This window comes from Lysinibacillus sp. BF-4, from assembly GCF_000743635.1.
Taxonomy (GTDB): Bacteria; Bacillota; Bacilli; order Bacillales_A; family Planococcaceae; genus Metalysinibacillus; species Metalysinibacillus saudimassiliensis.
In genome coordinates, this window is the sequence record NZ_JPUW01000030.1 from 1 (window position 1) to 20,642 (window position 20,642).

23 protein-coding genes, 1 tRNA gene, 1 pseudogene and 2 riboswitches are annotated in these 20,642 nt (G+C 40.0%); of the genes and pseudogenes, 7 read left to right on the plus strand and 18 right to left on the minus strand.

The features are described 5' to 3' along the window. Nucleotides 1-20 precede the first annotated feature (20 nt). The 10 genes and pseudogenes from CH76_RS09785 to CH76_RS09830 form a co-directional block, all read right to left on the minus strand. Nucleotides 21-878 carry a MetQ/NlpA family ABC transporter substrate-binding protein gene (locus CH76_RS09785; protein WP_036145541.1) on the minus strand — a complete coding sequence of 286 codons (858 nt, stop codon included), beginning with the start codon at nucleotides 876-878 and terminating at the stop codon, nucleotides 21-23. Nucleotides 879-929: 51 nt separating this feature from the next. Beyond that, nucleotides 930-1,598 carry a methionine ABC transporter permease gene (locus tag CH76_RS09790; RefSeq protein ID WP_036145543.1) on the minus strand — a complete coding sequence of 223 codons (669 nt, stop codon included), beginning with the start codon at nucleotides 1,596-1,598 and terminating at the stop codon, nucleotides 930-932. Continuing rightward, nucleotides 1,595-2,614, minus strand: coding sequence for a methionine ABC transporter ATP-binding protein (locus CH76_RS09795; protein WP_036145545.1), 1,020 nt, complete (start codon nucleotides 2,612-2,614; stop codon nucleotides 1,595-1,597). Before CH76_RS09795 ends, CH76_RS09790 begins: the two co-directional genes overlap by 4 nt. An 85-nt stretch (nucleotides 2,615-2,699) precedes the next feature. Next, nucleotides 2,700-2,804: riboswitch (SAM riboswitch) on the minus strand. A 59-nt stretch (nucleotides 2,805-2,863) separates the two neighbouring features. Then, complete coding sequence (locus CH76_RS09800; protein WP_036145548.1) at nucleotides 2,864-3,163, minus strand: thioredoxin family protein; 300 nt, start codon at nucleotides 3,161-3,163, stop codon at nucleotides 2,864-2,866. Nucleotides 3,164-3,175: 12 nt separating this feature from the next. Further along, the gene (locus CH76_RS09805; protein ID WP_036145550.1) at nucleotides 3,176-3,505 is read right to left on the minus strand and encodes a toprim domain-containing protein; all 330 of its coding nucleotides are present in this window, start codon (nucleotides 3,503-3,505) and stop codon (nucleotides 3,176-3,178) included. Nucleotides 3,506-3,558: 53 nt separating this feature from the next. Further along, entirely contained in the window at nucleotides 3,559-3,939 is a 381-nt protein-coding gene (gene gcvH / locus CH76_RS09810) for a glycine cleavage system protein GcvH (RefSeq protein WP_036145552.1), read from the minus strand. Between the two features lie 81 nt (nucleotides 3,940-4,020). Further along, a complete protein-coding gene (locus CH76_RS09815) occupies nucleotides 4,021-4,374 on the minus strand; it encodes an arsenate reductase family protein (RefSeq protein ID WP_036145554.1) in 354 nt (117 codons plus the stop codon). Nucleotides 4,375-4,473: 99 nt separating this feature from the next. After that, nucleotides 4,474-6,246 carry an acyl-CoA dehydrogenase family protein gene (locus tag CH76_RS09820; protein WP_036145556.1) on the minus strand — a complete coding sequence of 591 codons (1,773 nt, stop codon included), beginning with the start codon at nucleotides 6,244-6,246 and terminating at the stop codon, nucleotides 4,474-4,476. 24 nt (nucleotides 6,247-6,270) lie between these two features. After that, nucleotides 6,271-7,443 carry an acetyl-CoA C-acetyltransferase gene (locus CH76_RS09825; protein WP_036145559.1) on the minus strand — a complete coding sequence of 391 codons (1,173 nt, stop codon included), beginning with the start codon at nucleotides 7,441-7,443 and terminating at the stop codon, nucleotides 6,271-6,273. A gap of 20 nt (nucleotides 7,444-7,463) precedes the next feature. Next, nucleotides 7,464-9,853, minus strand: a pseudogene (locus CH76_RS09830) (3-hydroxyacyl-CoA dehydrogenase/enoyl-CoA hydratase family protein). 212 nt (nucleotides 9,854-10,065) lie between these two features. Here CH76_RS09830 and CH76_RS09835 point away from each other — a divergent pair. Further along, nucleotides 10,066-10,383 (plus strand): thioredoxin family protein, encoded by a 318-nt coding sequence (locus tag CH76_RS09835; protein WP_036145562.1) that lies wholly within the window; start codon nucleotides 10,066-10,068, stop codon nucleotides 10,381-10,383. A 38-nt stretch (nucleotides 10,384-10,421) separates the two neighbouring features. Here the strand turns inward: CH76_RS09835 and CH76_RS09840 are convergent. Beyond that, a tRNA-Thr gene (locus tag CH76_RS09840) sits at nucleotides 10,422-10,492 on the minus strand. Between the two features lie 84 nt (nucleotides 10,493-10,576). On the opposite strand from CH76_RS09840, the gene CH76_RS09845 reads away from it, so the two are divergent. Genes CH76_RS09845 through CH76_RS09860 form a run of 4 tightly spaced genes read left to right on the plus strand, consistent with a single transcriptional unit; the run spans nucleotide 10,577 to nucleotide 11,820 of the window. Next, the gene (locus CH76_RS09845) at nucleotides 10,577-10,900 is read left to right on the plus strand and encodes a winged helix-turn-helix domain-containing protein (RefSeq protein ID WP_036145565.1); all 324 of its coding nucleotides are present in this window, start codon (nucleotides 10,577-10,579) and stop codon (nucleotides 10,898-10,900) included. A 4-nt stretch (nucleotides 10,901-10,904) separates the two neighbouring features. Continuing rightward, nucleotides 10,905-11,111 carry a hypothetical protein gene (locus CH76_RS09850; protein WP_036145569.1) on the plus strand — a complete coding sequence of 69 codons (207 nt, stop codon included), beginning with the start codon at nucleotides 10,905-10,907 and terminating at the stop codon, nucleotides 11,109-11,111. 11 nt (nucleotides 11,112-11,122) lie between these two features. Beyond that, complete coding sequence (locus CH76_RS09855; protein ID WP_036145572.1) at nucleotides 11,123-11,347, plus strand: hypothetical protein; 225 nt, start codon at nucleotides 11,123-11,125, stop codon at nucleotides 11,345-11,347. After that, entirely contained in the window at nucleotides 11,347-11,820 is a 474-nt protein-coding gene (locus CH76_RS09860; protein WP_051910308.1) for a C39 family peptidase, read from the plus strand. Before CH76_RS09855 ends, CH76_RS09860 begins: the two co-directional genes overlap by 1 nt. Here the strand turns inward: CH76_RS09860 and CH76_RS13535 are convergent. From CH76_RS13535 to CH76_RS09875, 3 genes are read right to left on the minus strand one after another with little or no spacing between them, the layout of a single operon-like run. Continuing rightward, nucleotides 11,806-13,908 (minus strand): acyltransferase family protein, encoded by a 2,103-nt coding sequence (locus CH76_RS13535; protein WP_235190385.1) that lies wholly within the window; start codon nucleotides 13,906-13,908, stop codon nucleotides 11,806-11,808. The two genes, CH76_RS09860 and CH76_RS13535, sit on opposite strands and share 15 nt — an antisense overlap. A 51-nt stretch (nucleotides 13,909-13,959) precedes the next feature. Then, complete coding sequence (locus CH76_RS09870) at nucleotides 13,960-14,832, minus strand: 5'-3' exonuclease (protein WP_036145575.1); 873 nt, start codon at nucleotides 14,830-14,832, stop codon at nucleotides 13,960-13,962. A gap of 1 nt (nucleotide 14,833) precedes the next feature. After that, nucleotides 14,834-15,265 (minus strand): OsmC family protein, encoded by a 432-nt coding sequence (locus CH76_RS09875; protein ID WP_036145578.1) that lies wholly within the window; start codon nucleotides 15,263-15,265, stop codon nucleotides 14,834-14,836. Between the two features lie 139 nt (nucleotides 15,266-15,404). Between CH76_RS09875 and CH76_RS09880 the strand changes: the two genes are divergently transcribed. Both CH76_RS09880 and CH76_RS09885 read left to right on the plus strand, forming a co-directional pair. Further along, the gene (locus CH76_RS09880) at nucleotides 15,405-16,703 is read left to right on the plus strand and encodes a globin-coupled sensor protein (protein ID WP_051910310.1); all 1,299 of its coding nucleotides are present in this window, start codon (nucleotides 15,405-15,407) and stop codon (nucleotides 16,701-16,703) included. A gap of 24 nt (nucleotides 16,704-16,727) precedes the next feature. Next, nucleotides 16,728-17,426 (plus strand): lysozyme inhibitor LprI family protein, encoded by a 699-nt coding sequence (locus CH76_RS09885; RefSeq protein ID WP_152553324.1) that lies wholly within the window; start codon nucleotides 16,728-16,730, stop codon nucleotides 17,424-17,426. Between the two features lie 68 nt (nucleotides 17,427-17,494). Here CH76_RS09885 and queE read toward each other — a convergent pair whose 3' ends face one another. The 4 genes from queE to tnpB form a co-directional block, all read right to left on the minus strand. Continuing rightward, a complete protein-coding gene (queE, locus tag CH76_RS09890; RefSeq protein WP_200877355.1) occupies nucleotides 17,495-18,208 on the minus strand; it encodes a 7-carboxy-7-deazaguanine synthase QueE in 714 nt (237 codons plus the stop codon). Continuing rightward, nucleotides 18,198-18,626 carry a 6-carboxytetrahydropterin synthase QueD gene (gene queD, locus CH76_RS09895; RefSeq protein WP_036145584.1) on the minus strand — a complete coding sequence of 143 codons (429 nt, stop codon included), beginning with the start codon at nucleotides 18,624-18,626 and terminating at the stop codon, nucleotides 18,198-18,200. The genes queE and queD overlap by 11 nt, the downstream gene beginning before the upstream one ends. Continuing rightward, the gene (queC, locus tag CH76_RS09900; protein ID WP_036145586.1) at nucleotides 18,623-19,288 is read right to left on the minus strand and encodes a 7-cyano-7-deazaguanine synthase QueC; all 666 of its coding nucleotides are present in this window, start codon (nucleotides 19,286-19,288) and stop codon (nucleotides 18,623-18,625) included. Before queC ends, queD begins: the two co-directional genes overlap by 4 nt. A gap of 6 nt (nucleotides 19,289-19,294) precedes the next feature. After that, nucleotides 19,295-19,339: riboswitch (PreQ1 riboswitch) on the minus strand. Nucleotides 19,340-19,496: 157 nt separating this feature from the next. Further along, a complete protein-coding gene (tnpB, locus tag CH76_RS09905; protein WP_036145589.1) occupies nucleotides 19,497-20,639 on the minus strand; it encodes an IS200/IS605 family element RNA-guided endonuclease TnpB in 1,143 nt (380 codons plus the stop codon). Nucleotides 20,640-20,642 lie beyond the last annotated feature (3 nt).

The window sequence follows — 20,642 nt, forward strand, 5'->3', positions numbered from 1 at the left end:
TTACGCGAGAGATTTTTCTTTTATTTCACTGGTACTACTGAACCGTCCCATTCTTCAACGATGAAGTCTTGGATTTCTGTAGATGTTAGTACTTCCATTAGTGATTTAATCGCTGGGTTGTCTTTATCTTCTGAACGAACCGCAATGATGTTTACATATGGTGACTCTGCATCTTCAAGCGCAATCGCTTCTTTCATAGGGTTAATACCGTGATCAAGTGCGAAGTTAGAATTAATTAATACTGCGTCACCCTCATTGTTTTGGTACATTTGTACAAGCATTTCTGGAGAAGTACCATCATCAAATTTAAAGTTTTTTGGGTTTTCAGCGATGTCTGAGATTTCAGCTTTTACTTTATCAACGCCATCTTTTAATTTGATTAAGCCTTTTGCTTCAAGTAATGCAAGCATACGACCATGGTCAGCTACTGAGCTACTTAATAAAATTGTTGCACCTTCAGGTAGCTCTTCTAATGTTTTATAATCTTGTGAGTAAATACCGATTGGCTCGATATGTACACCACCTGCGTTAGCAAAATCATAACCATTATCTGCAACCTGTCCTTCAAAATACGGAATGTGTTGGAAGAAGTTAGCGTCTAAGTCGCCAGACTCTAAATCTTGGTTAGGTAATACATAGTCTGTGTACGTTTCAATTTTTAAGTCGATGCCTTTGTCAGCTAATAACGGTTTAGCTTGTTCTAAAATAACCGCATGAGGATTATCTGAAGCACCTACTGTTAATGTTGTTTCTTCTTTTTTCGTTTCATCATCAGTTGTAGCTGTTTGTTCGTCTTTTTTGTCTTTATCGCTTGCGCCACAAGCTGCTAATGCTAGCACAAGTACTGATAATACTAAAAATGATAACCACTTTTTCATTTGTTGCACTCCCTTTGTGTTTTATATGTTATCGACAATTGTCGGCATAACCTAACGTTTATCAACCTTAGCAGTAATAAAGTCACCAATCCATTGAATAATAAATACGATTAAAACAATAATTACGGTAGCCACTAACATGACATCTGTACGTGCACGCTGAAAACCTTGCATATACGCCAAGTGACCAAGACCACCTGCACCAATTATACCAGCCATTGCTGTATACCCTACAAGTGCTACTGCTGTTACTGTAATGCCTGAAATTAAAGCAGGTAATGACTCGGGAATCAGCACTTTAAAAATAATCGTTGATGTTTTAGCTCCCATTGAACGAGCTGCTTCGATGACACCTTTATCAATTTCTTTTAAAGCAATCAACACCATACGTGCATAAAACGGAGCAGCACCGATAATTAATACGGGTAGCGCTGCCGTAGGTCCACGCATTGTGCCAAATAAAAACTTGGTAAACGGCACTAATAAAATAATTAAAATGATAAATGGTATCGAACGAAAAATATTGACGAATGAGCCTGTTAAAAAGTAAACAACTTTATTTGCCCATACATTATTAGGTGAAGTCAAAAACAATAAAATACCTAGCGCTAGCCCTAAAATAAAGGTAATTACAGTAGCTGCAACTGTCATATAAATTGTTTCATACATTGCCTCGAGCATCTTATCTAGTTGCACATTAGGAAACCACTCAGCTATCATGACATTACCTCCGTTTGGACATCCACATTGCGTAAAAATGCTAAGGATTGTTCGATATTTTTGGCGTCGCCATCAATATGTACGACTAATGTGCCGTACGGTCCTGACTTTGTTTGTGAGATGTTACCATGCACTACGCTAACGCTAACATCATATTGTTTTACTAACTGCGAAATTACAGGCTCCTCTGTACGCTCCCCTACAAATACTAATTTAATTAACTGCCCTGTTGGGTAATGGGCACGAATTGTCGCAAATGTTGCGTTCGTATCCTCTGTACCCGTTAACTGCGAAACAAATCGTTTTGTGATGGGTGCTTGGGGATTACGAAATACTTGGAGCACTTCGCCAGCTTCCACTACTTTACCCGCTTCCATAACCGCTACACGATTACAGATTTTTTGAATGACATGCATTTCGTGGGTAATTAACACAATTGTTAAACCAAGACGTTCGTTAATGTCTACAAGTAAATCTAAAATAGCGTCTGTTGTTTCAGGATCAAGCGCACTTGTCGCTTCGTCACATAATAAAACTTCGGGGTTATTGGCTAACGCGCGCGCAATGCCTACACGTTGCTTTTGACCACCTGATAGCTGCGATGGATAGGCGCTACCACGACCATCCAAACCAACAAGGCTAATTAACTCCTTAACGCGTGCCTCCCGCTGTGCTTTAGGCACACCCGCAATCTCTAATGGAAAGGCAATATTGTCTTCAACAGTGCGTGACCATAATAAATTAAAGTGCTGAAAAATCATACTGACTTTTTGGCGCGCCTCGCGTAGTTCTTTACCTTTAATATGCGAAAAGCGTAAGTCATTAACGATAACCTCACCATCAGTAGGTTGTTCTAAGCCATTTAATAAACGAATTAGCGTACTTTTACCTGCACCACTATAACCAATGATGCCAAAAATCTCGCCTTTATTAATTGTTAGACTTACTTGATCAACTGCTGTGAGAGGACCGCTTTTTGTTGTATATTTTTTTACAATGTTTTTTAGTGTAATCATGAGCGTCAACCTCCTTAGTAGTAAAAACCCCTCCACTGTGTAAATAGGTGGAGGGGTTTGACGTAATCTATACGTGTAAACCGACCACTCATCTGTCAAAGATTGCTCTTTGTGTGAATTGGCACCTTTTCACTTTCGTGTTGGTTGCCGGGCTTCATAGGGCACTTCCCTCCGCCTCTCTTGATAAGAGTTCGATATATGTTTGTTGTTGTTATGAGACACTTTACCATGTACATTTTACAGTGTCAATTAGTTTTTTAACAATTCGTACAAATAAGGTACAGATTGAAAAGCATAGACCTTTTCAGTAATTTTTCCGTCGTCTACAATTAGTAAGCAAGGTACACTTTCAATTTCATATGTCATTGCCAATTGCTCCTCAAAATTTAAATCGAGTGCGCCAACTTTACGATGTGGCACCAAGTGCTTCACAACTTCCATCATGCGCGAGGCCACCTGACACGTACCACACATCGGTGTGTAAACGTAGAGTGCCGCCTTACCCTCTGCCTTATATTGCTCAAATTGCTCTTTTGTCCATTGTTCCATATTGCCACAACCTTATATCCTATCAATTTTCACACGTATGCCTTCACGCGCTAATACATTTGCTAAAAAGCGTTTGGGTGTCTCTGCTACTTGCTTATACATTTTAGTAGTTTGAAGCTGTATTGCCTCAGGATACGTGCGCATCATGAGCTTACGTAAGGCATCCCCTGATTTATCAGCATCAAAAAATGTGTAGAGTGTGTAGTGCTCATAAGGTGCTAGTAGCTCCTCAAGTGCCGTTTGCCCGATTGTACCATTCGTACAAACAATCGTCACGTCCTCCGCTAATACACGTTGCAAGCGCTCTTTATCCGAGCGTCCCTCAACAATAAGACACTTCATACCAACGCCTCCTATAAAAAAACGCCTCCGAAAAATTCGGGGGCGCTGTGTGATTATTCTTGTGTCATTTCGTCGTACTTGTCAGCATCCATTAAATCATCAAGTTGTGCTGCATCAGAAAGCTCAACTACTACCATCCACGCTTGCTCATAAGGAGACTCATTTACGTATTCTGGATTGTCTTCAAGCTCTGCGTTAACTTCTACAACTTTACCTGAAACAGGTGCATATAACTCTGAAACTGTTTTAACAGATTCAACGCTACCGAATGGCTCGTCGATTGTTACTGTATCGCCAACTTCTGGTAGCTCAACGAAAACGATATCGCCTAGCTCAGATTGTGCGAAGTGTGTAATACCGATACGTGCTTTGCCGTCTTCTACTTTTACCCATTCGTGTTCTTCAGAATAACGTAAGTCTTTAGGTGTTGTCATGTCAAAAACCCCTCCATTTTAAATGATACTTTGCACTTTAAGTTTGCCATATTTGCTAAACAAAAACAAGCATGACAAACCTTAGCGCCAAGTTTGTTCAAACGTTTCTTCGTTAAAGCCCAATGTTACCTTTTGGCCATCTGTTACGATAGGTCGCTTGATTAGCATACCGTCTGATGCAAGGAGCGCTAATTGCTCATCCTCCGTCATAGTAGCTAGCTTATCTTTTAAGCCTAGCTCACGATATTTCATGCCTGATGTGTTAAAAAACTTTTTTAATGGCAACTCACTTGCCTGCCAAATCGCCTTTAGCTCCTCAGCACTTGGTGTAGCCTCCACAATATGCACCGCTTCAAAAGCTACATCCTGTTGCTCTAACCATTTTTTTGCTTTACGGCAACTTGTGCAATTTGGATATTGAATTAATGTTAACACAGGTCATTCCCCCTCTTTACAATACGCGTTGAGTATAGCAAAAATTTCGCACACAGGGAACTATAAAAAAAGCAGGCTAGGGGTAGCCTGCTTACGTTATTACACGACGTACTTTTCTGCTTCGATAATTTTAACAGAAGCCTCACGTTTTTTAGTAATTACGTCATACGGTTCATTGCGTGTTAATTTACGTAACGCTGATAGCATCATACGTGCTTGATCACCGTCTGTTGCGTGCAGTAATACAGTTTTTGCCTCTTGCTCAATTTGCGCAAAAGCTTCTTGTGCAAAAATTTCAGTATAGAGCACTTTTTGCGAAGCTTTTTCTACGCCGTCCTTAGCAATAGCTTTAGCTGTACGAATCACTGCCGATTCCATCGCATATAATTGATTAGCAATATTAGCGATGCTCACTAGCACCTCTTGCTCGTCATTTAATTTAGCACCAAAGCGTTGCGCTGCAAGACCAGCAGCTAGCACACCGATTTTTTTAGCATTGCGTACTAAATACTGTTCCTTCGCAAGTGGCTCGTTGCCAATTTGCTCTGGCATCATTGTTAAGATTTCCTGCTGTAGTTGTTGCGCTACTTGTAATAGAGGCAGTTCACCTTTTAAGGCTTTCTTCATAAAAGTACCTGGTACAATCATGCGGTTAATTTCATTGGTACCTTCAAAGATTCGGTTAATACGTGAATCACGGTACATACGCTCTACTTCATACTCTGCCATAAAGCCATACCCACCATGTAGTTGTACAGCCTCATCTACAACGTAATCTAGTGTTTCTGAGCCTACTACTTTTGCAATTGAGCATTCAATCGCATACTCTGCAATGGCTGCCGCAATTGTTTTACCGTCTTTTTGTGCCGCTTCGTCCATTTGACCAAGGCGATCCTCAAACAAACCAACTGTACGGTAGTTTAATGACTCCGATGCATAAATACGCGCTGCCATTGTTGCTAATTTATCCTTTGTTAATGAAAAATCAGAGAGTTTTGTTTTAAATTGTTGACGTTGATTTGTGTATTTCACCGCAAGCTCTAATGCTCGCTTAGAGCTACCCACTGTACCTACACCTAATTTATAACGCCCTACATTTAAAATATTAAAGGCAATGACATGGCCTCGTCCTACCTCACCTAATAGGTTCTCTACTGGTACCTTAGCGTCTTCTAAAATTAAAGTACGTGTTGATGACGATTTAATACCCATTTTCTTTTCCTCTGGACCAACCGATACACCATCATACGCACGCTCTACGATAAATGCCGAGAATTTATCGCCGTCAATTTTAGCGTATACAATAAATACATCCGCAAAGCCTGCGTTTGTAATCCATTGCTTTTCACCGTTTAGTACATAGTGTGTACCGTCTGCCGAAAGTTTAGCTGTCGTCTTTGCACCTAATGCATCTGAGCCTGAGCCTGGCTCTGTTAATGCGTATGCCGCAATAAGCTCACCTGTCGCTAACTTTGGTAAGTATTTTTTCTTTTGCTCCTCATTACCAAATAACACGATTGGTAATGAACCAATGCCTACGTGTGCACCATGTGTAATTGAAAAACCACCTGCTACCGACATTTTTTCTGCAATTAATGCTGAAGAAATTTTATCTAAACCAAGGCCTTCGTATTCCTCTGGTACATCAGCACCTAGTAGACCTAGCTCACCTGCGCTCTTTAATAGACGCACAGAGTGCTCAAATTCGTGGTTTTCTAAATTATCAACATACGGAAGCACTTCATTTGTAATGTAGTCCTCTGTCGTTTTTGCAATCATTTTATGCTCATCTGAAAAATCCTCTGGTGTAAATACGCGATTTACATCCGCTTCCTCAATTAAAAATCCGCCGCCTTTAATAATTTCTGTCATACTAAAAACCTCCCCAATTTGTGTTTAGATTATTTCAAATACGCCTGCTGCACCCATACCGCCACCGATACACATCGTAACAACACCGTATTTTTTACCTTGTCGTTTTAATTCATGTAATAACTTCAATGTAAGAATCGTACCCGTTGCACCTAATGGATGCCCTAACGCAATTGCGCCACCGTTAACATTGACCTTATCAATATCAATGCCGAGTTCTTTCACTACTTGCAGTGATTGAGAGGCAAAGGCTTCGTTGATTTCCCATAAATCAATATCCTCAATTGTTAAACCTGCGATAGCTAACGCCTTTGGCACTGCTACAATTGGGCCAATCCCCATGATTTCTGGTGGGACGCCGCCAACTGCAAAACCTAAAAACTTCGCCATTGGTGTCATGCCTTGCTTCTCTGCTTCTTGTCGGTCCATAACGAGTACAGCTGCTGCACCATCTGATGTTTGAGAGGCATTACCTGCTGTCACACTTCCCTTAACATTAAAGGCTGGGCGCAACTTCGCTAAGCCCTCAACTGATGTACCTGGACGAACCCCTTCATCTGTATCAAAAGTAAATGTGCGTGTTTGCTGTTTGTTAGTAGCATCTACATAATGCTGGGTTACCTCAACTGGTACAATCTCATCCTTAAATTTGCCCTCTTTAATCGCCTTTTCGGCTAATGCATGAGAGCGAACAGCAAACGCGTCTTGCTCCTCACGGCTAACATTATATTTCACAGCCACTTGCTCTGCTGTGTGCCCCATGCTCATATAATATTCGGGTGCTTCTTCAACTAACTTAGGATTTAAACGCACAGTATTACCTGTCATCGGAATCATTGACATTGACTCCACGCCACCTGCAACAATTGCTGTCGCATGCCCCAGCATAATTTGCTGTGCGGCATAAGCAATTGTTTGTAAGCCTGACGAACAAAAACGATTAACGGTTAAACCTGGCACTGTATCTGGTAATCCAGCTAACGCACCAATATTGCGCGCTACATTCATTCCTTGCTCTGCTTCAGGCATTGCACAGCCCATAATAATATCTTCAACTGGTCCATCATAATTTGCTCGTTGTAATGCTTCCTTCACTACTAATGCGCCAAAATCATCAGGTCGCACAGTTGCGAGTGAGCCTCGCTTTGCTTTTCCAATAGGTGTTCTTGCACCTGCTACAATTACCGCTTCACGCATAATCCATTTCCCCCTTTAGCTTAGTTACGTAATGGTTTTCCCTTTGTTAACATATGCTGCATACGTTGCTGTGATAATGGGTGCGCTACAAGCTGTAAAAATGCTTCGCGCTCTAAGTTGAGTAAATATTGTTCATCTACAACTGTGCCATAAGGTACTTCGCCACCTGCAATAACGTAAGCTGATTTTTTAGCGATTGCTAAGTCATGATCACTAATAAAGCCGGACTCATGTAACCCACGAGCACCCATATATAATGTGGCATAACCTGGTGCACCTGTTACTACGACTTTTTCACGCGCTGGTGCTGTATAACCTGCTTCGTATAATGCAAGTGCTGCCTGTTTAGCATCATAAATTTGGTGATCTGGATTTACCGAAACACCGTCAGCAAAATCTAAGAAATTATTATCACGTGCCTCTGCGCCAGATGTCGAAACTTTAGCCATCGCAATTGTTTCGAATACTTTGTTGGCGATAGGTTGATAATCCACCTCTACGCCTGTTGGCAAACCTTTAAGGAACTTTTCGTATAGCCCTTTATTGCCACCGCCGCCAGGAATTAAGCCAACGCCTACTTCTACTAGCCCCATGTACGTTTCCATTGTGGCTTGAATATGCGCGGCTGGTAAGCAAACCTCTGCCCCACCACCAAGTGTCATACCAAATGGTGCAGCTACTACAGGTTTAGTAGCGTATTTAATACGCATCATCGCATCTTGGAATGATTTAATAATGAAATCGAGTTCGAACACATTATCATCCTGTGCCTCCATTAAGATCATGCCAAGGTTAGCACCTACACAGAAGTTTTTGCCTTGATTACCAATCACAAGCCCTTTGTAGTTTTTCTCGACTTCATCCACTGCGTAATTAATCATTTGAATAATATCTGGGCCAATCGCATTTGCTTGGGAATGAAACTCTAGTAATGCTATACCTTCACCTAAATCAATTAAGCTAGCACCTGCATTACTTTTAATAACACCGTGCTTCTTTTTATAGCGTTTCAGATTAATTTCTTTATCATTAGTTGGTACTTTTTCATAACCTGCACCATTGTAGTACGCTAAGTCACCGTCTAACTCGCTATAAAATGTTGTAAAGCCATCCGCTAGCATTTTTTCTACGAAGCTGGGATGTCATGCCCTTCTGCCTTCATTTTTTCTACAGATTGTGCCACGCCAAGCGCGTCCCAAACCTCAAATGGACCTTGTGTCCAACCAAAACCCCACTTCATAGCGTTATCAATGGCTACAATATCGTCTGCAATCTCACCGTGTAGTTGTGCAGCATAACGTAAGGTTGGTGCTAAAACATGCCATAGTAATTCACCAGCACGGTCATCTGCGTACGTCAGTAGCTTCACACGATTTGCTAAGCCTTTGACTTGTGTAGCTTGTGCCATGGAAGCTGTTTTGAGTTTTTTTACTGGACTGTACTCAAGCGTAGTAGGATCAATCTCTAAAATATCGCGCCCCTTTTTAATAAAGAAGCCCTGACCTGCTTTAGCACCGAGCCAACCTTTCTCTACCATTTCACTAATAAACGCTGGTACCGCAAATACTGCCTGCTCTTCACCCGTCGTTTGGTCATAAACATTTTTGGCTACGTGTAAAAATGTATCAAGTCCTACTACATCTAATGTACGGAAAGTAGCTGACTTTGGTCGCCCAATTAGTGGCCCTGTTACAGCGTCCACCTCACCTACAGAGTAGCCGCGCTTAAGCATTTCCTGCACAGTAACTAATAAGCCATAAGTGCCGATGCGGTTAGCGATAAAGTTTGGTGTATCTTTAGCTAACACAACGCCTTTGCCTAAAACATCTTCGCCAAACGCTTTCATATATGAAACAACCTCAGGTGAAGTTGTTTTAGCTGGAATGATTTCGAGTAACTTTAAATAGCGTGGTGGGTTAAAGAAGTGAGTACCAAGGAAGTGCTTCTGAAACCCTTCCGAGCGTCCTTCTGCCATCGCATCAATACTAATACCCGATGTATTTGAACTAATAATGGTATGTGGTGCGCGCACCTTATCAATTTTTTCGTAAAGATTTTGTTTGATTGCTAAATTTTCTACAACAACTTCAATAATCCAGTCCACGTCTTTTAACTTGTCGAGGTCATCTTCAAAGTTGCCTGCTGTAATTAACGCTAGGCTACGCTTTGTAGTAAGTGGTGCTGGCTTTTGCTTTGTTAGTTTTTGTAGCGCTGTTGTCGCAAATTTATTTCGAATAGCTGGATGCTCAAGTGTTAACCCTTGCGCCTGCTCCTCAGCCGTTACCTCTTTCGGTACGATGTCTAAAAGTAATGTTGGAATACCAATGTTTGCTAAATGTGCGGCAATACCCGAGCCCATAACGCCAGAGCCAAGTACAGCTGCCTTTTTAATTGAATAAGTCACAAGCATTTCCCCCTTTATTCCCTTTGAATGAACAGTCATTCATTTTTTGTGTAAAAAAATATAAACATCATTTCTGTTATTAGTGTAAATTATTTCTACAAATTACGCAATCCTTTTCCTCGTATAATTTTTATATAGCCTTCTTTACATGTTTTGAAACATATCATTTTATAGTGACGACAATTATGTGTACACTACATAGGAGGAGTGTGAATACAATGGAAAAAATCACAACAGTTGAACAGTTTAATGAAATTATTAACAGCGGTAAAGATGTACTTGTAAAATTTTATGCAGGCTGGTGCCCTGACTGCACACGTATGGATATGTTTATTGATCCTATTATTACAGCCTACGATAAGTACGTATGGTACGAAGCTAATCGCGACGACCTACCAGAGCTTGCAGAAAAATACGATGTTATGGGTATTCCAAGCTTATTAATTTTTAAAGATGGCGAAAAACTTGCACATTTACACAGTGCCAACGCTAAATCTCCTGAGCAAGTTACAGCATTTTTAGACGCCCAAGCATAAGAAAAAGCCTGCGAAAAATTTCGCAGGCTTTTTTTATATGCCGAATGACAGAATTGAACTGTCCTCTGATGCTTACCATGCATCTGTTTTACCACTAAACTAAGTCGGCTCACTTATTTTTAATATTAACAGATGCTCTTGCTTACTGACAAGCCCTTGACAAATTTTTCTATATGTAATAAATTTATTACATATGAAACAATTAAATTCTGGCGATGAGCTATTAGCTGTCTTTGAAGCACTTGCCCACCCGCTGCGTCTCAAAATTATTGAGCAACTAACAAGGCAACAACAATATGTTAGTCAGTTGGCGCGAGATGTGGGCATTAGTCGACCACTACTTTATCTACATCTCAAAAAACTTGAGGAGGCCAATTTAATCCAAGGACATAGTGAAATTTTAGAAAGTGGTAAGGCCGCAAAGTATTATACTTTACAGCCATTTGACTTCGACCTTAATGCACAGCTAATTGCGCAGCTCGCCCCGTCCTTAACACTTAAAAAAAAGAAGGAGTGATCGCTTGTTAGTAACTATGCTTGTTAGCTTATTGCCTTTGTTAATTTTTATCGCAATTGCTGTTATTGTCATGCGTATTTTTAAACGTGCAGAGCAACGTGCTAATGAACGTTTAGAAATAGAACGTGTGCGTGCGCAAGAGTTGCAGCACCAAGTAGCGGAAATGAAATTACGCGTACATCGCATTGAAGAAATACTAGAAGAAATTTAAGGAGGTTTGTTATGTCAACGATTAATTTAGGTGATGTAGTAGCTACAACCCTTTTGCTACTACCTCTATTTGTAATTGTTATTTTATTTATACTAACGATACGTTTTATTAAACGCGCAGAGCAACGTAACAATAAAAAGCTTCACTATGAGCGTCAGGCCTCTGTTTTATTAACAGAAGATTTGAAAGATATTAACGAGCGTTTAGATAAAATTCAACGCTTACTACGTGTGTAATGGTTTCACAATATGACCCGTCCGTTAAAGCTGCGTGGCGCGACTCTGCCTGTGGTCCGACTGCTACGCATATTGTATTGTCACATTACGGGCTTACATATTCGATTAACGAACTTTATCGTACGCTTGGCACAACGCGTTTGGGATTATTTACGCCATGTCTAATCCGTAATGCTAAACGCTTACTTGGCGATGACTTTGTTGTAGCACGCGCATCTGTTAAAACGGTAATGAAATTATTAGATTGTCAATTACCTGTGCTTGCTAAATTTGATTGCTTTACCTCATGTACACCTTGGCGCAAAGCGTATTATCGCTATCACTGGGTAGTCCTTACAAGTTATTACTTACAGCATGACCAACTACATTTTATAGGTAATAGTAACGGTAATATCTTTACCTTTGATTACGCTACAAGTGCCCATGCCTTAACATTTGTACAACTAACAAAAAGAGACTCACCGCTTAGGTAAGTCTCTTTTTACTTGCTTATTTTTTTCAAGCACTGCTTTAATTTCTGGTCCAATAATCGGAGCAAATGTTTCTGAGAAAGTTGATGTAAAGTGGTTAGAGTCAAAATGTGTAATCATATTACCAACAACAGGGTAACAATACTCCTCATCGCAATAATAATCTGTCACATCCATATACGTAATATTATCCGGTATATTTGTTTGTAGACTCATTGGACTTGGCTCTGCAATTGCCTCATTACGCGGCTTTTTACATTTTGTAGGATCACCTGCATTTTCTTCAACACACTCCACAATATTATAGCCAAACCATACATTATCTCGTATTAAAAACAATGGAATATCATGTTTATCAAGATGTTCCCATGCTTTATTAAAGTCCTCAGGAATCGTTGGTAGCTGTTGCTTACCAATGTCCGCTACACTAAATAATAAATCGGGCTTGTCTTTAATAACTTGTTCAATCGCATCATCAAACCACGGGGCACAGTGTCCCTTATCCTCTTGACTATTAAATTGCAGACGACAACGCGGCTTAATATAAGTTACGATTTTTACTTTTTCCTTTTTACCAAACTTATTGAGCATAGGCACCCAGTGTGCGGAGTGTGAACCTCCAATAATGGCTACCACGTGCTCATAATTTTTTGTATCACCATACTCACATATCACTACATTTGTTTCATTAATTTTGGTAATACATTTATCAGGATAGACAGGCGATACATCTTGCTTAGCTACATCAACAGCTGGCGTAATTGTTTCGTCTGAGGTATACATTGGCTCATCCAAAAACTTAACCATAGCACCAGGATTATTAAATGAAATATCCCAATCCTTAAATTTCTTTTCGAGCTCGCGTTGCTCTTTAATCGCCGCTTTTTTACGTGCTTCTTCCTTCTCTTGAAGAATGCGCTCTGTTTCAGCAGCAACTTGCGCAATGCGCTCCTGCTCTTTGTGTTGCCAATAAAAATTACCTAATAGCGCAATGGTCATTAATGCGGCAATTGTAATAAAAGCAGGCATCGTTTTAACATCCATCGTACGAATTGGTTTTTCGATGAAATTAATCGTAATATACGCTAGCACTGCAGACAGCACTAAGATACCTAAACCTGCTAGTACACTTACTTGCTCTACATCAAATAGTGCATAATAAAACACTAAAATAGGCCAATGCCATAAATAAAAGGCATACGAAATACCACCAAACTTCACTAAAGGCTTAAAGCTCAACACGGCATAGGCACTACCTTTTTTAGCTGAATCACCAGCTAGCACTATGAGTACAGCACATATTACAGGCCAAAGCGCTGCAAATCCTGGAAATACATTGCCCACTTGAAAGATGATACCGCAAGCAATTAAACCTAACAGTCCAGCCCAGCCAAATACAAACGCGACATTTTTATGTACGGTAATGTTAGCTGCTACTAATGCTAGTAAGCCACCTACACCAAACTCCCATAAACGTGTAAACGTATGGTAGTACGCAAAAGGTTGGTTAACTGACGTAAAATAAACCGAAAAGCTAAATGATGCAATCACAGTTAATGTAATGATTAATGCTGCTACCTTTTTTATATTACGCGCCCGGAAGGCATGGTATATAAATATAACAAGCGTAAATAATACGAGCCAAATTAAATAAAATTGAAATTGAATGCCTAATGCCCAAAACTGTTGAAAGGGCGAAGCGCTATTGTTTTCGGCTAAATAATCAACGGAGCTAAACGCGAGCTTCCAGTTTTCGAAATACAATAATGATGCAACAAACTCTTGCACAGTAGCTGCGCGATTGGTCATAGGTAAAATAAAAATGCTCAGTACCATTGTTATAATGGCAACAAACCATGCGGTAGGCATTAAGCGCTTTAACAGCTTAACTACATACGCAATGATATTTAATTTTTTTTGTTTTGCATAGACGGACAAAATAGATGTGGTAATTAAAAAGCCTGATACTACAAAAAATACATCTACCCCGCCAGAAATTCGATTGAACCAAATATGGTACACTGCCACTAAAATTGCCGCTACAGCTCGCAGACCCTCTAGCTCTAATCGAAATCTCTTTTTCTTTTGCACGTACAACGTAAATCACCTCTTTTAAGAGTATAGCAAAGATGATTTATTGTTTCATGGTTTATTTTGGTTAATGTGGCGTGCCAGTAAGCTAAAGCCATCCTGCATTAATTGCTCGGTTACCCCTTCATATGTAGGTAAAGTAAGAGCAGTAAGTGCCACATCAATTTGTGCATCACAATGAATCTCAGCGAGTTGTTGGGAGATGACTAGCATATCTTTGTCCGCTTCAATTTTACGTTGCTGCGCAGGCGTTAAAGTGGCTAGTGCCTGCAACACGCCATCCACAGAGTTATGCTTTTTAATCAATTGCAGGGCTGTTTTTTCGCCGATACCTTTAACCCCCGGATAGCCGTCACTTGTGTCACCCATAAACGCTTTAACATCTGCAAACTGTTTAGGTAAAATACCATACTCCTCCACAAAGCGCGCCTCATCATAAATATTGTACTCAGAGTAGCCTTTCTTAGTTAATGCAATACGCACATTAGGACGCAATAATTGCAGTAAATCGCGGTCACCACTAATTACTGTAATGTCTGCTTCATGTTGCCACTTCTTCACCATAGAGCCAATTAAATCATCTGCCTCTAAACCTTTGACGCCAAAATTATGCCAGCCTAAACGCTCGGCTAGCTCTTTTGCCATATCAAACTGCGGTAGCATTTCTTCTGGTGGAGCTTGACGATTGGCTTTATAGCCATCATAAATATCATTACGGAACGTTACTGCTCCCATATCCCAGCAAATCGCCATATAATCTGGCTTAAAAATCGTGTTAGCTGTAATAACATGGCGGGCAAAACCCTGTGCTCCGTTAGTTGGTGTACCGTCTGGTAATCGAATAAAGTGACCCATTGCTGCCGAAGCAAAATACGAACGGAACAACAATGCCATGCCGTCTACAAGTACTAATTTTGGTTTCATACTATCCCTCTTTTATTGTTATCTTTACGTCAAGCGCAATGTCTACATTACCACGTAACGCGCGACTTATCATGCACGTGCGCTCAGCCTTCTCTGCGATACGTTGTACGAGGCGCTCCTTACTGGCATCCTCAATACAAATCCTTGGACGATGTATGATTTTTTTATACGTCAGCAAGCGGTCTTGCTCTACAAAACCATCAGAGGTCATCGTAATTGTAGCCTTAATGCCAGAGCCCTCTAAAATAGCTGCTAAAGAAATAATATAACAAGTTGCAGCTGCGCCTAACAGCATTTCATCAGGATTTGTGCCCTCATCTGGTCCTGCCATCTCTACAGGAATTGAAATAGGCGTGCTACTGTGACGCAATTGTAAATCACCTACCGCATCTCTACCACCTTGCCAATCTAGTGCTATCGTAAATTTATGCATATTTTATCCGCCTTTGTTCGTGTATTTTTTTATAAAATTACATGATTACTACATCTTATTTACTAAATTTTATTATACTTTTCGTCATTGTTATTATAAGATGAAACTACTACATCATCATGAAAGGAAGTTAATGACTATGGCTTTTTGGTCTAAACCTAAGCAAGTTTCCCCAATGGATTTACCTACTACACCTGCCGTTCATACGGTATTACAAGTGACTGACCCTTCACTACGTAAGCAACTTGAGCTCATTCATTTTACTATAGATGATTTGCGCACGTTAAAACAATTGCAACCTTATATTAAGGAAGATATTGAGCGTATTACAGATGTCTTTTATGATGCCATTTTAGTTGTACCTGAACTCAAACAGATTATAGATGAGCGCACACAAGTGAGCCGCCTTAAACAGGCACTCATTGGCTATATTACGGATATGTTTAGTGGCGTGCTAGATGATCAGGCTTTACAGCGCAAGCAACGTTTAGCAAAGGTTCACTTTCAAATTGGGTTAGCACCTAAATGGTATATTGGCATGTTTCAACAACTACAAGAAGAAATGATTGCACTACTCGCTAAACGGCTACCTAATAACCAATTAAAAGGTGTATCCATGAAAGTCGTAGCCAAAGTAATTAACCTAGAAATGCAGATTGTTTTAGAAGAGTACGAAAAAGAAAATGTGCGCCTACGTGATGAACAATTTGATGCCGTAAAAAATGAATTAAAGCAAGGCACGCTAGCTATTGTAAAAAACCTGCAACAATTAACAGAAGGTACAACAGAGACGATTACACATATTACAAACAACACATATACGATTGAACAAACCATCGCGGCTAATATTACTATTGTCAATGATGTGCAACAAGATGCACATAAAGGGCAACAAGATGTTGCACAGTTAGAAACAGAGATGGAACAAGTTACTGTACATACCATCGAAATGGCAAAAGTTATTGAGCAACTTAGCCATTCCTCACAGGAAATTATTTCGATTATTACGCTCGTTAAAACCATTGCAGAGCAAACAAATTTGCTAGCGCTCAATGCCTCAATTGAAGCGGCACGCGCTGGTGAGCATGGCAAAGGCTTTGCGGTCGTTGCTCAAGAAGTACGCAAGCTAGCAGAGCAATCACGCGACTCTGTCGAACGCATTACTGCGCTTATTGACACGTCTACTTCATTAACCAATGCAGCAGTCACTATGATTGAGGATATGCGTAAAAACGTACGCACGAGTGTTGATGTTTCGCAAGCAACACAACAAACCTTTATGACAATTTCACAGGCCGTTAATCATAATAAGCAACAAATTTCGCAGGTGGCTAGTGAAATTGCAGGGCTTGGTACAATGATCCAATCCATTAGTACCAACACGTTAGATGTTGCGACCACAGCAGATAATTTATACAAAGCTACTATGCACTTTTAACTACAATAGAATTGAGGTAAGATAATGAATCAATGGAGAACTATTGCATTGCTGTCATTAGGGGCTTGCTGCATTATGTTGAGTTTATTGATCATGGCTTTTTTATCGACAGATCAAAAACTCAAACAGAAAAATCAAGTTATTACACAGTTAAAAAAAGAACTGGCTACACTACATGAACCTGTAGCTGATTCTATTACAAAAAATGTGGAACCGATTAAGGAAGAAGTTATAACGGCAGTCCCACCTGCTCTAACTGAGGAAACAACGGTGCAACCTACGCCAAAACAAACACCTGTAATTGCAGAACCTTCTTATAAAGAAGTACTAGCACAATATGCTCCTCACTTAACACAAATTTATTTTGTTGAAACATATGCATTTGATGGGGCTCCTCATGAAATGTTATATGAAATGTATCCTAACTCCGAGGTACGGCACATCTATGAGGAAGCATACGGTCGTATACAAAATATTTTTAATGAGATGGATGATGTCTTACAATCTGCACTTCCTCCACAACAATTGGCTCAATTCAATGAAGAACAACAAGCGTGGCAACAAACTATCGATGCTACTGTTAATGAACTTCGTAGCCATGGTGGTAGTGCAGTAGGAGTAAATGTTGCCTCACACTTATACAGTGAAACTATGCTACGCTGCAAAGATATTTTGCATAATTACTTCGATGTCGTAGAAATTACAGGGCGCCTTGATTCTTAGCATATATCTATAATAGAAATCAAATAAAAAAAGTAGGCTCACTCGCAATGTTAGAGTGGGCCTACTTTTTATACACCTTGTCTATTGCCCCACACTAAAGCATGGAGTTGCGGCAAGACATAGATTTTTTTTAGTACGTCACACGTATTAACCTTATCAATCAGCCATTCATAACGTTTTAGTAACGCCATAGCTGTTGCTTGCTCATCTTGCGCTGTAGTATCTGCATTACCTGGTTGCACATAAAAAGTGACGTTAGGATAACGTACATATAAGAGCTTCACAAATGCATAGTCTGCATCATCAAACACTACAATTTTCATGCTGAAAGAATGTGTTTGTAGGCGCTCTACCCAACAATCTAGCACAGCTAAATCTGTAGTCATGCCACTACTTGGCGGTTTAGGTGACAATGTAACATCATCAATACGTAACAACCAATCTTGCCAAATGCTCGCTTGGGTTTCGACAGTTAGTGTTACTCCCATAGCCTTTAATGCCTCAACTAGTTCACCAAGGCTTGCGTGCAATAACGGGTTACCTCCTGAAAGTGTAACGTGCATTGTACGTGCTAACCCTAACGCCATTAAGCGCTCCATTATTTCTGGTGCTGTCATCATAGTAGGTCGCTGTGAGCCGTCCCATGTAAAAGCAGAGTCACACCAGCTACAACTATAATCACAGCCTGCAGTACGTACAAATAATGTCTTGCGACCAATCGTCATGCCCTCACCTTGAATCGTGGGACCAAAAATTTCAAGAACAGGTACCTTACGCATCAAAGTCCTCCTCTTTTGGACGATAGCACACATAGCTCGTTGGCGTCTCGCGTACAAACACTTGTAGGCAGCGTGCATGATTACCCTTACTATCAAGCAATGCTTGTATCGCTTGCCAAATATATGCCGCTACCGCCTCTGTCGTTGGGTTTTGTGTACGAAAAGCAGGGTGGTCATTGATAACTGTGTGATCAAAAGCACCATGTACAGCATCTTTAAGCGCTTTAAAATCTATTAAAAAGCCAATAGCATCAAGCTCGTCCCCCGCAATTGTGAGATTAGCAAAATACGTATGGCCATGCATTCTCGCGCAAACACCTGCAGCTTCCGCAGGGATAAAATGTGCAGCCGAAAAATGCATATCTTTATTTAATTCATAACGAAACGGATGCGCAACAGTTGGGTAAATTTGTTGAATCATTGTGTAGCATCCTTACTTGCCAAGTATTGTACTAGCCCTTCACGGCGAAGCACACAGGCAGGACACTCCCCGCAACCATCTGCTGCAATACCCTCATAACACGTTAAGGTTTTTTCGCGTACAAAATCAAAAGCGCCAAGCTCATCTGACAATGCCCACACCTCTGCCTTATCGCGCCACATTAACGGCGTATGCAACACAAAGTCCGCGTCCATCGCTAAATTTAGTGTTACATTTAATGATTTCATAAAATTATCACGACAATCAGGGTAGCCACTAAAATCTGTTTCACTCACACCTGTAATAATATGTCGTGCGTCTACCGCATACGCATATAGCGCTGCAAACGAAAAGAAAATATGATTGCGCCCTGGCACAAATGTGTTAGGCAAACCATCATCACGCTTAGCAATGGGGATATTTTTTTTCGTTAAGGCATTAGGTGACAGCTCGTTGATACTATGCATTGGCATAATATGAAACGACACACCAAGCTCTTTTGCGATTGCCTCAGCATGTGCTAACTCCTGCTGATGACGTTGCCCATAATCAAAGCTTAGCGTAAATACCTCTTTAAAATTTTGTAACGCCCAAAATAAACATGTCGTGCTGTCTTGACCGCCGCTAAATACAACGACCGCCTTATCTTGATTTAATTGCATACTAACATCTCCTTAGTTTTTTATAGAGGGATGGTTACGAACCTCTTACTCGTGAACTACTCACCACTTAGCTAAACCTATCGGTTCTTAACGCTTGAAGTGGGAGCTTCTTGGGAAGAAAGCATACTTGATAGCGTATTTCTTTACTAACAGTGGTGTCTCTTGTTTACCAAGCTATCCCCGTAGTTCCTACGGTTTTTGATTTTATCTAAGCTAATGAGTGTATTCTTAGACCTTCGGTCAGAATATTGATACTGGCATTGATATCTCGGTCATGACAAGTATGACAAATAGGACAAGCCCATTCTCTAATTTCTAGAGATTTCTTTCCGTCTTTATGTCCACATTCTGAACAAATTTGACTTGATGGAAACCATTTATCTATCTTTATAATTTCACGACCATACCAGTCAGCCTTGTACTGCAATTTAGTCACAAAACTAGACCAAGATACATCTGAAATACTTTTCGCTAGCTTATGATTGCGCAACATACCCTTTATGTTTAAGTCTTCGATACAGATAATATCGTAATTATTGATAAGCTCTGTACTTAGCTTATTCAGAAAATCAGTACGTTGATTCATTACTTTTTCGTGTAACCTTGCAACTTTACGTTTTTGTTTTTGATAATTTCTAGCTTCAGACAAATTGATACTTTTTTGTTTAGCTAATAAGGCACGTCTTGATAATTTGCGTTGTTCACGTTTGAGTTTCTTTGCCATTTTAGACGTGAACTTGTTGTTATCACTTTTTTGACCGTCAGAAAAAATCGCAAAATCAGTAATACCTAGGTCAATACCAATTGCTGAATTTACTTTTGGTAACTCGCTGATTTCCTCTTTACACAGCAAAGAAATATAGTATTTGCCACTAGAACGACGTGATATCGTTGCAGATTTGATAACCCCTTTAGGTTGTCTATGGAGCTTAATTCTAATTAATGATTTTAACTTAGGTACTTTGATGAATTTATTATCCATCAAGGCGATTGTTCCATTTTGATTGTTGGTTGTATAACTTTGAACAGGATTTTTCTTACTTTTGAATCGAGGAAATCCAACGGATTTATCACGAAAGAAGTTTTTGTATGCTTTGTCTAAATTGAGTTGTGAATTAGCTAGCGCAAGACTGTCCACTTCTTTCAAGTACGGAAATTCTTTTTTATATTTTGCGGGTGTTGGAAAAATTCTTTTTTTAGATGAATCATTTTTAGTTTCCTCATAACCGTTTATTCTGTCTTCAAGCATTAGATTATAAACTTTACGAACACAACCAAAAGACTTCGCAAAGAAAAGTTCTTGTTCTTCTGTTGGATATAATCTGAATTTGTATGCTTTTAGTCGTTCCATAAA

What these genes read in the sequence shown, in the direction of transcription:
- CH76_RS09800 (WP_036145548.1), bottom strand. Translation starts at nt 3,163, where the DNA reads ATGGAACAATGGACAAAAGAGCAATTTGAGCAATATAAGGCAGAGGGT.
- CH76_RS09885 (WP_152553324.1), top strand. Translation starts at nt 16,728, where the DNA reads ATGAATCAATGGAGAACTATTGCATTGCTGTCATTAGGGGCTTGCTGC.
- CH76_RS09875 (WP_036145578.1), bottom strand. Translation starts at nt 15,265, where the DNA reads ATGCATAAATTTACGATAGCACTAGATTGGCAAGGTGGTAGAGATGCG.
- queC (WP_036145586.1), bottom strand. Translation starts at nt 19,288, where the DNA reads ATGCAATTAAATCAAGATAAGGCGGTCGTTGTATTTAGCGGCGGTCAA.
- CH76_RS09845 (WP_036145565.1), top strand. Translation starts at nt 10,577, where the DNA reads ATGAAACAATTAAATTCTGGCGATGAGCTATTAGCTGTCTTTGAAGCA.
- CH76_RS09855 (WP_036145572.1), top strand. Translation starts at nt 11,123, where the DNA reads ATGTCAACGATTAATTTAGGTGATGTAGTAGCTACAACCCTTTTGCTA.
- tnpB (WP_036145589.1), bottom strand. Translation starts at nt 20,639, where the DNA reads ATGGAACGACTAAAAGCATACAAATTCAGATTATATCCAACAGAAGAA.
- CH76_RS09860 (WP_051910308.1), top strand. Translation starts at nt 11,347, where the DNA reads ATGGTTTCACAATATGACCCGTCCGTTAAAGCTGCGTGGCGCGACTCT.
- CH76_RS09835 (WP_036145562.1), top strand. Translation starts at nt 10,066, where the DNA reads ATGGAAAAAATCACAACAGTTGAACAGTTTAATGAAATTATTAACAGC.
- CH76_RS09880 (WP_051910310.1), top strand. Translation starts at nt 15,405, where the DNA reads ATGGCTTTTTGGTCTAAACCTAAGCAAGTTTCCCCAATGGATTTACCT.
- gcvH (WP_036145552.1), bottom strand. Translation starts at nt 3,939, where the DNA reads ATGACAACACCTAAAGACTTACGTTATTCTGAAGAACACGAATGGGTA.
- CH76_RS09820 (WP_036145556.1), bottom strand. Translation starts at nt 6,246, where the DNA reads ATGACAGAAATTATTAAAGGCGGCGGATTTTTAATTGAGGAAGCGGAT.
- CH76_RS09870 (WP_036145575.1), bottom strand. Translation starts at nt 14,832, where the DNA reads ATGAAACCAAAATTAGTACTTGTAGACGGCATGGCATTGTTGTTCCGT.
- CH76_RS09790 (WP_036145543.1), bottom strand. Translation starts at nt 1,598, where the DNA reads ATGATAGCTGAGTGGTTTCCTAATGTGCAACTAGATAAGATGCTCGAG.
- CH76_RS09805 (WP_036145550.1), bottom strand. Translation starts at nt 3,505, where the DNA reads ATGAAGTGTCTTATTGTTGAGGGACGCTCGGATAAAGAGCGCTTGCAA.
- CH76_RS09795 (WP_036145545.1), bottom strand. Translation starts at nt 2,614, where the DNA reads ATGATTACACTAAAAAACATTGTAAAAAAATATACAACAAAAAGCGGT.
- queD (WP_036145584.1), bottom strand. Translation starts at nt 18,626, where the DNA reads ATGATTCAACAAATTTACCCAACTGTTGCGCATCCGTTTCGTTATGAA.
- CH76_RS09785 (WP_036145541.1), bottom strand. Translation starts at nt 878, where the DNA reads ATGAAAAAGTGGTTATCATTTTTAGTATTATCAGTACTTGTGCTAGCA.
- CH76_RS09825 (WP_036145559.1), bottom strand. Translation starts at nt 7,443, where the DNA reads ATGCGTGAAGCGGTAATTGTAGCAGGTGCAAGAACACCTATTGGAAAA.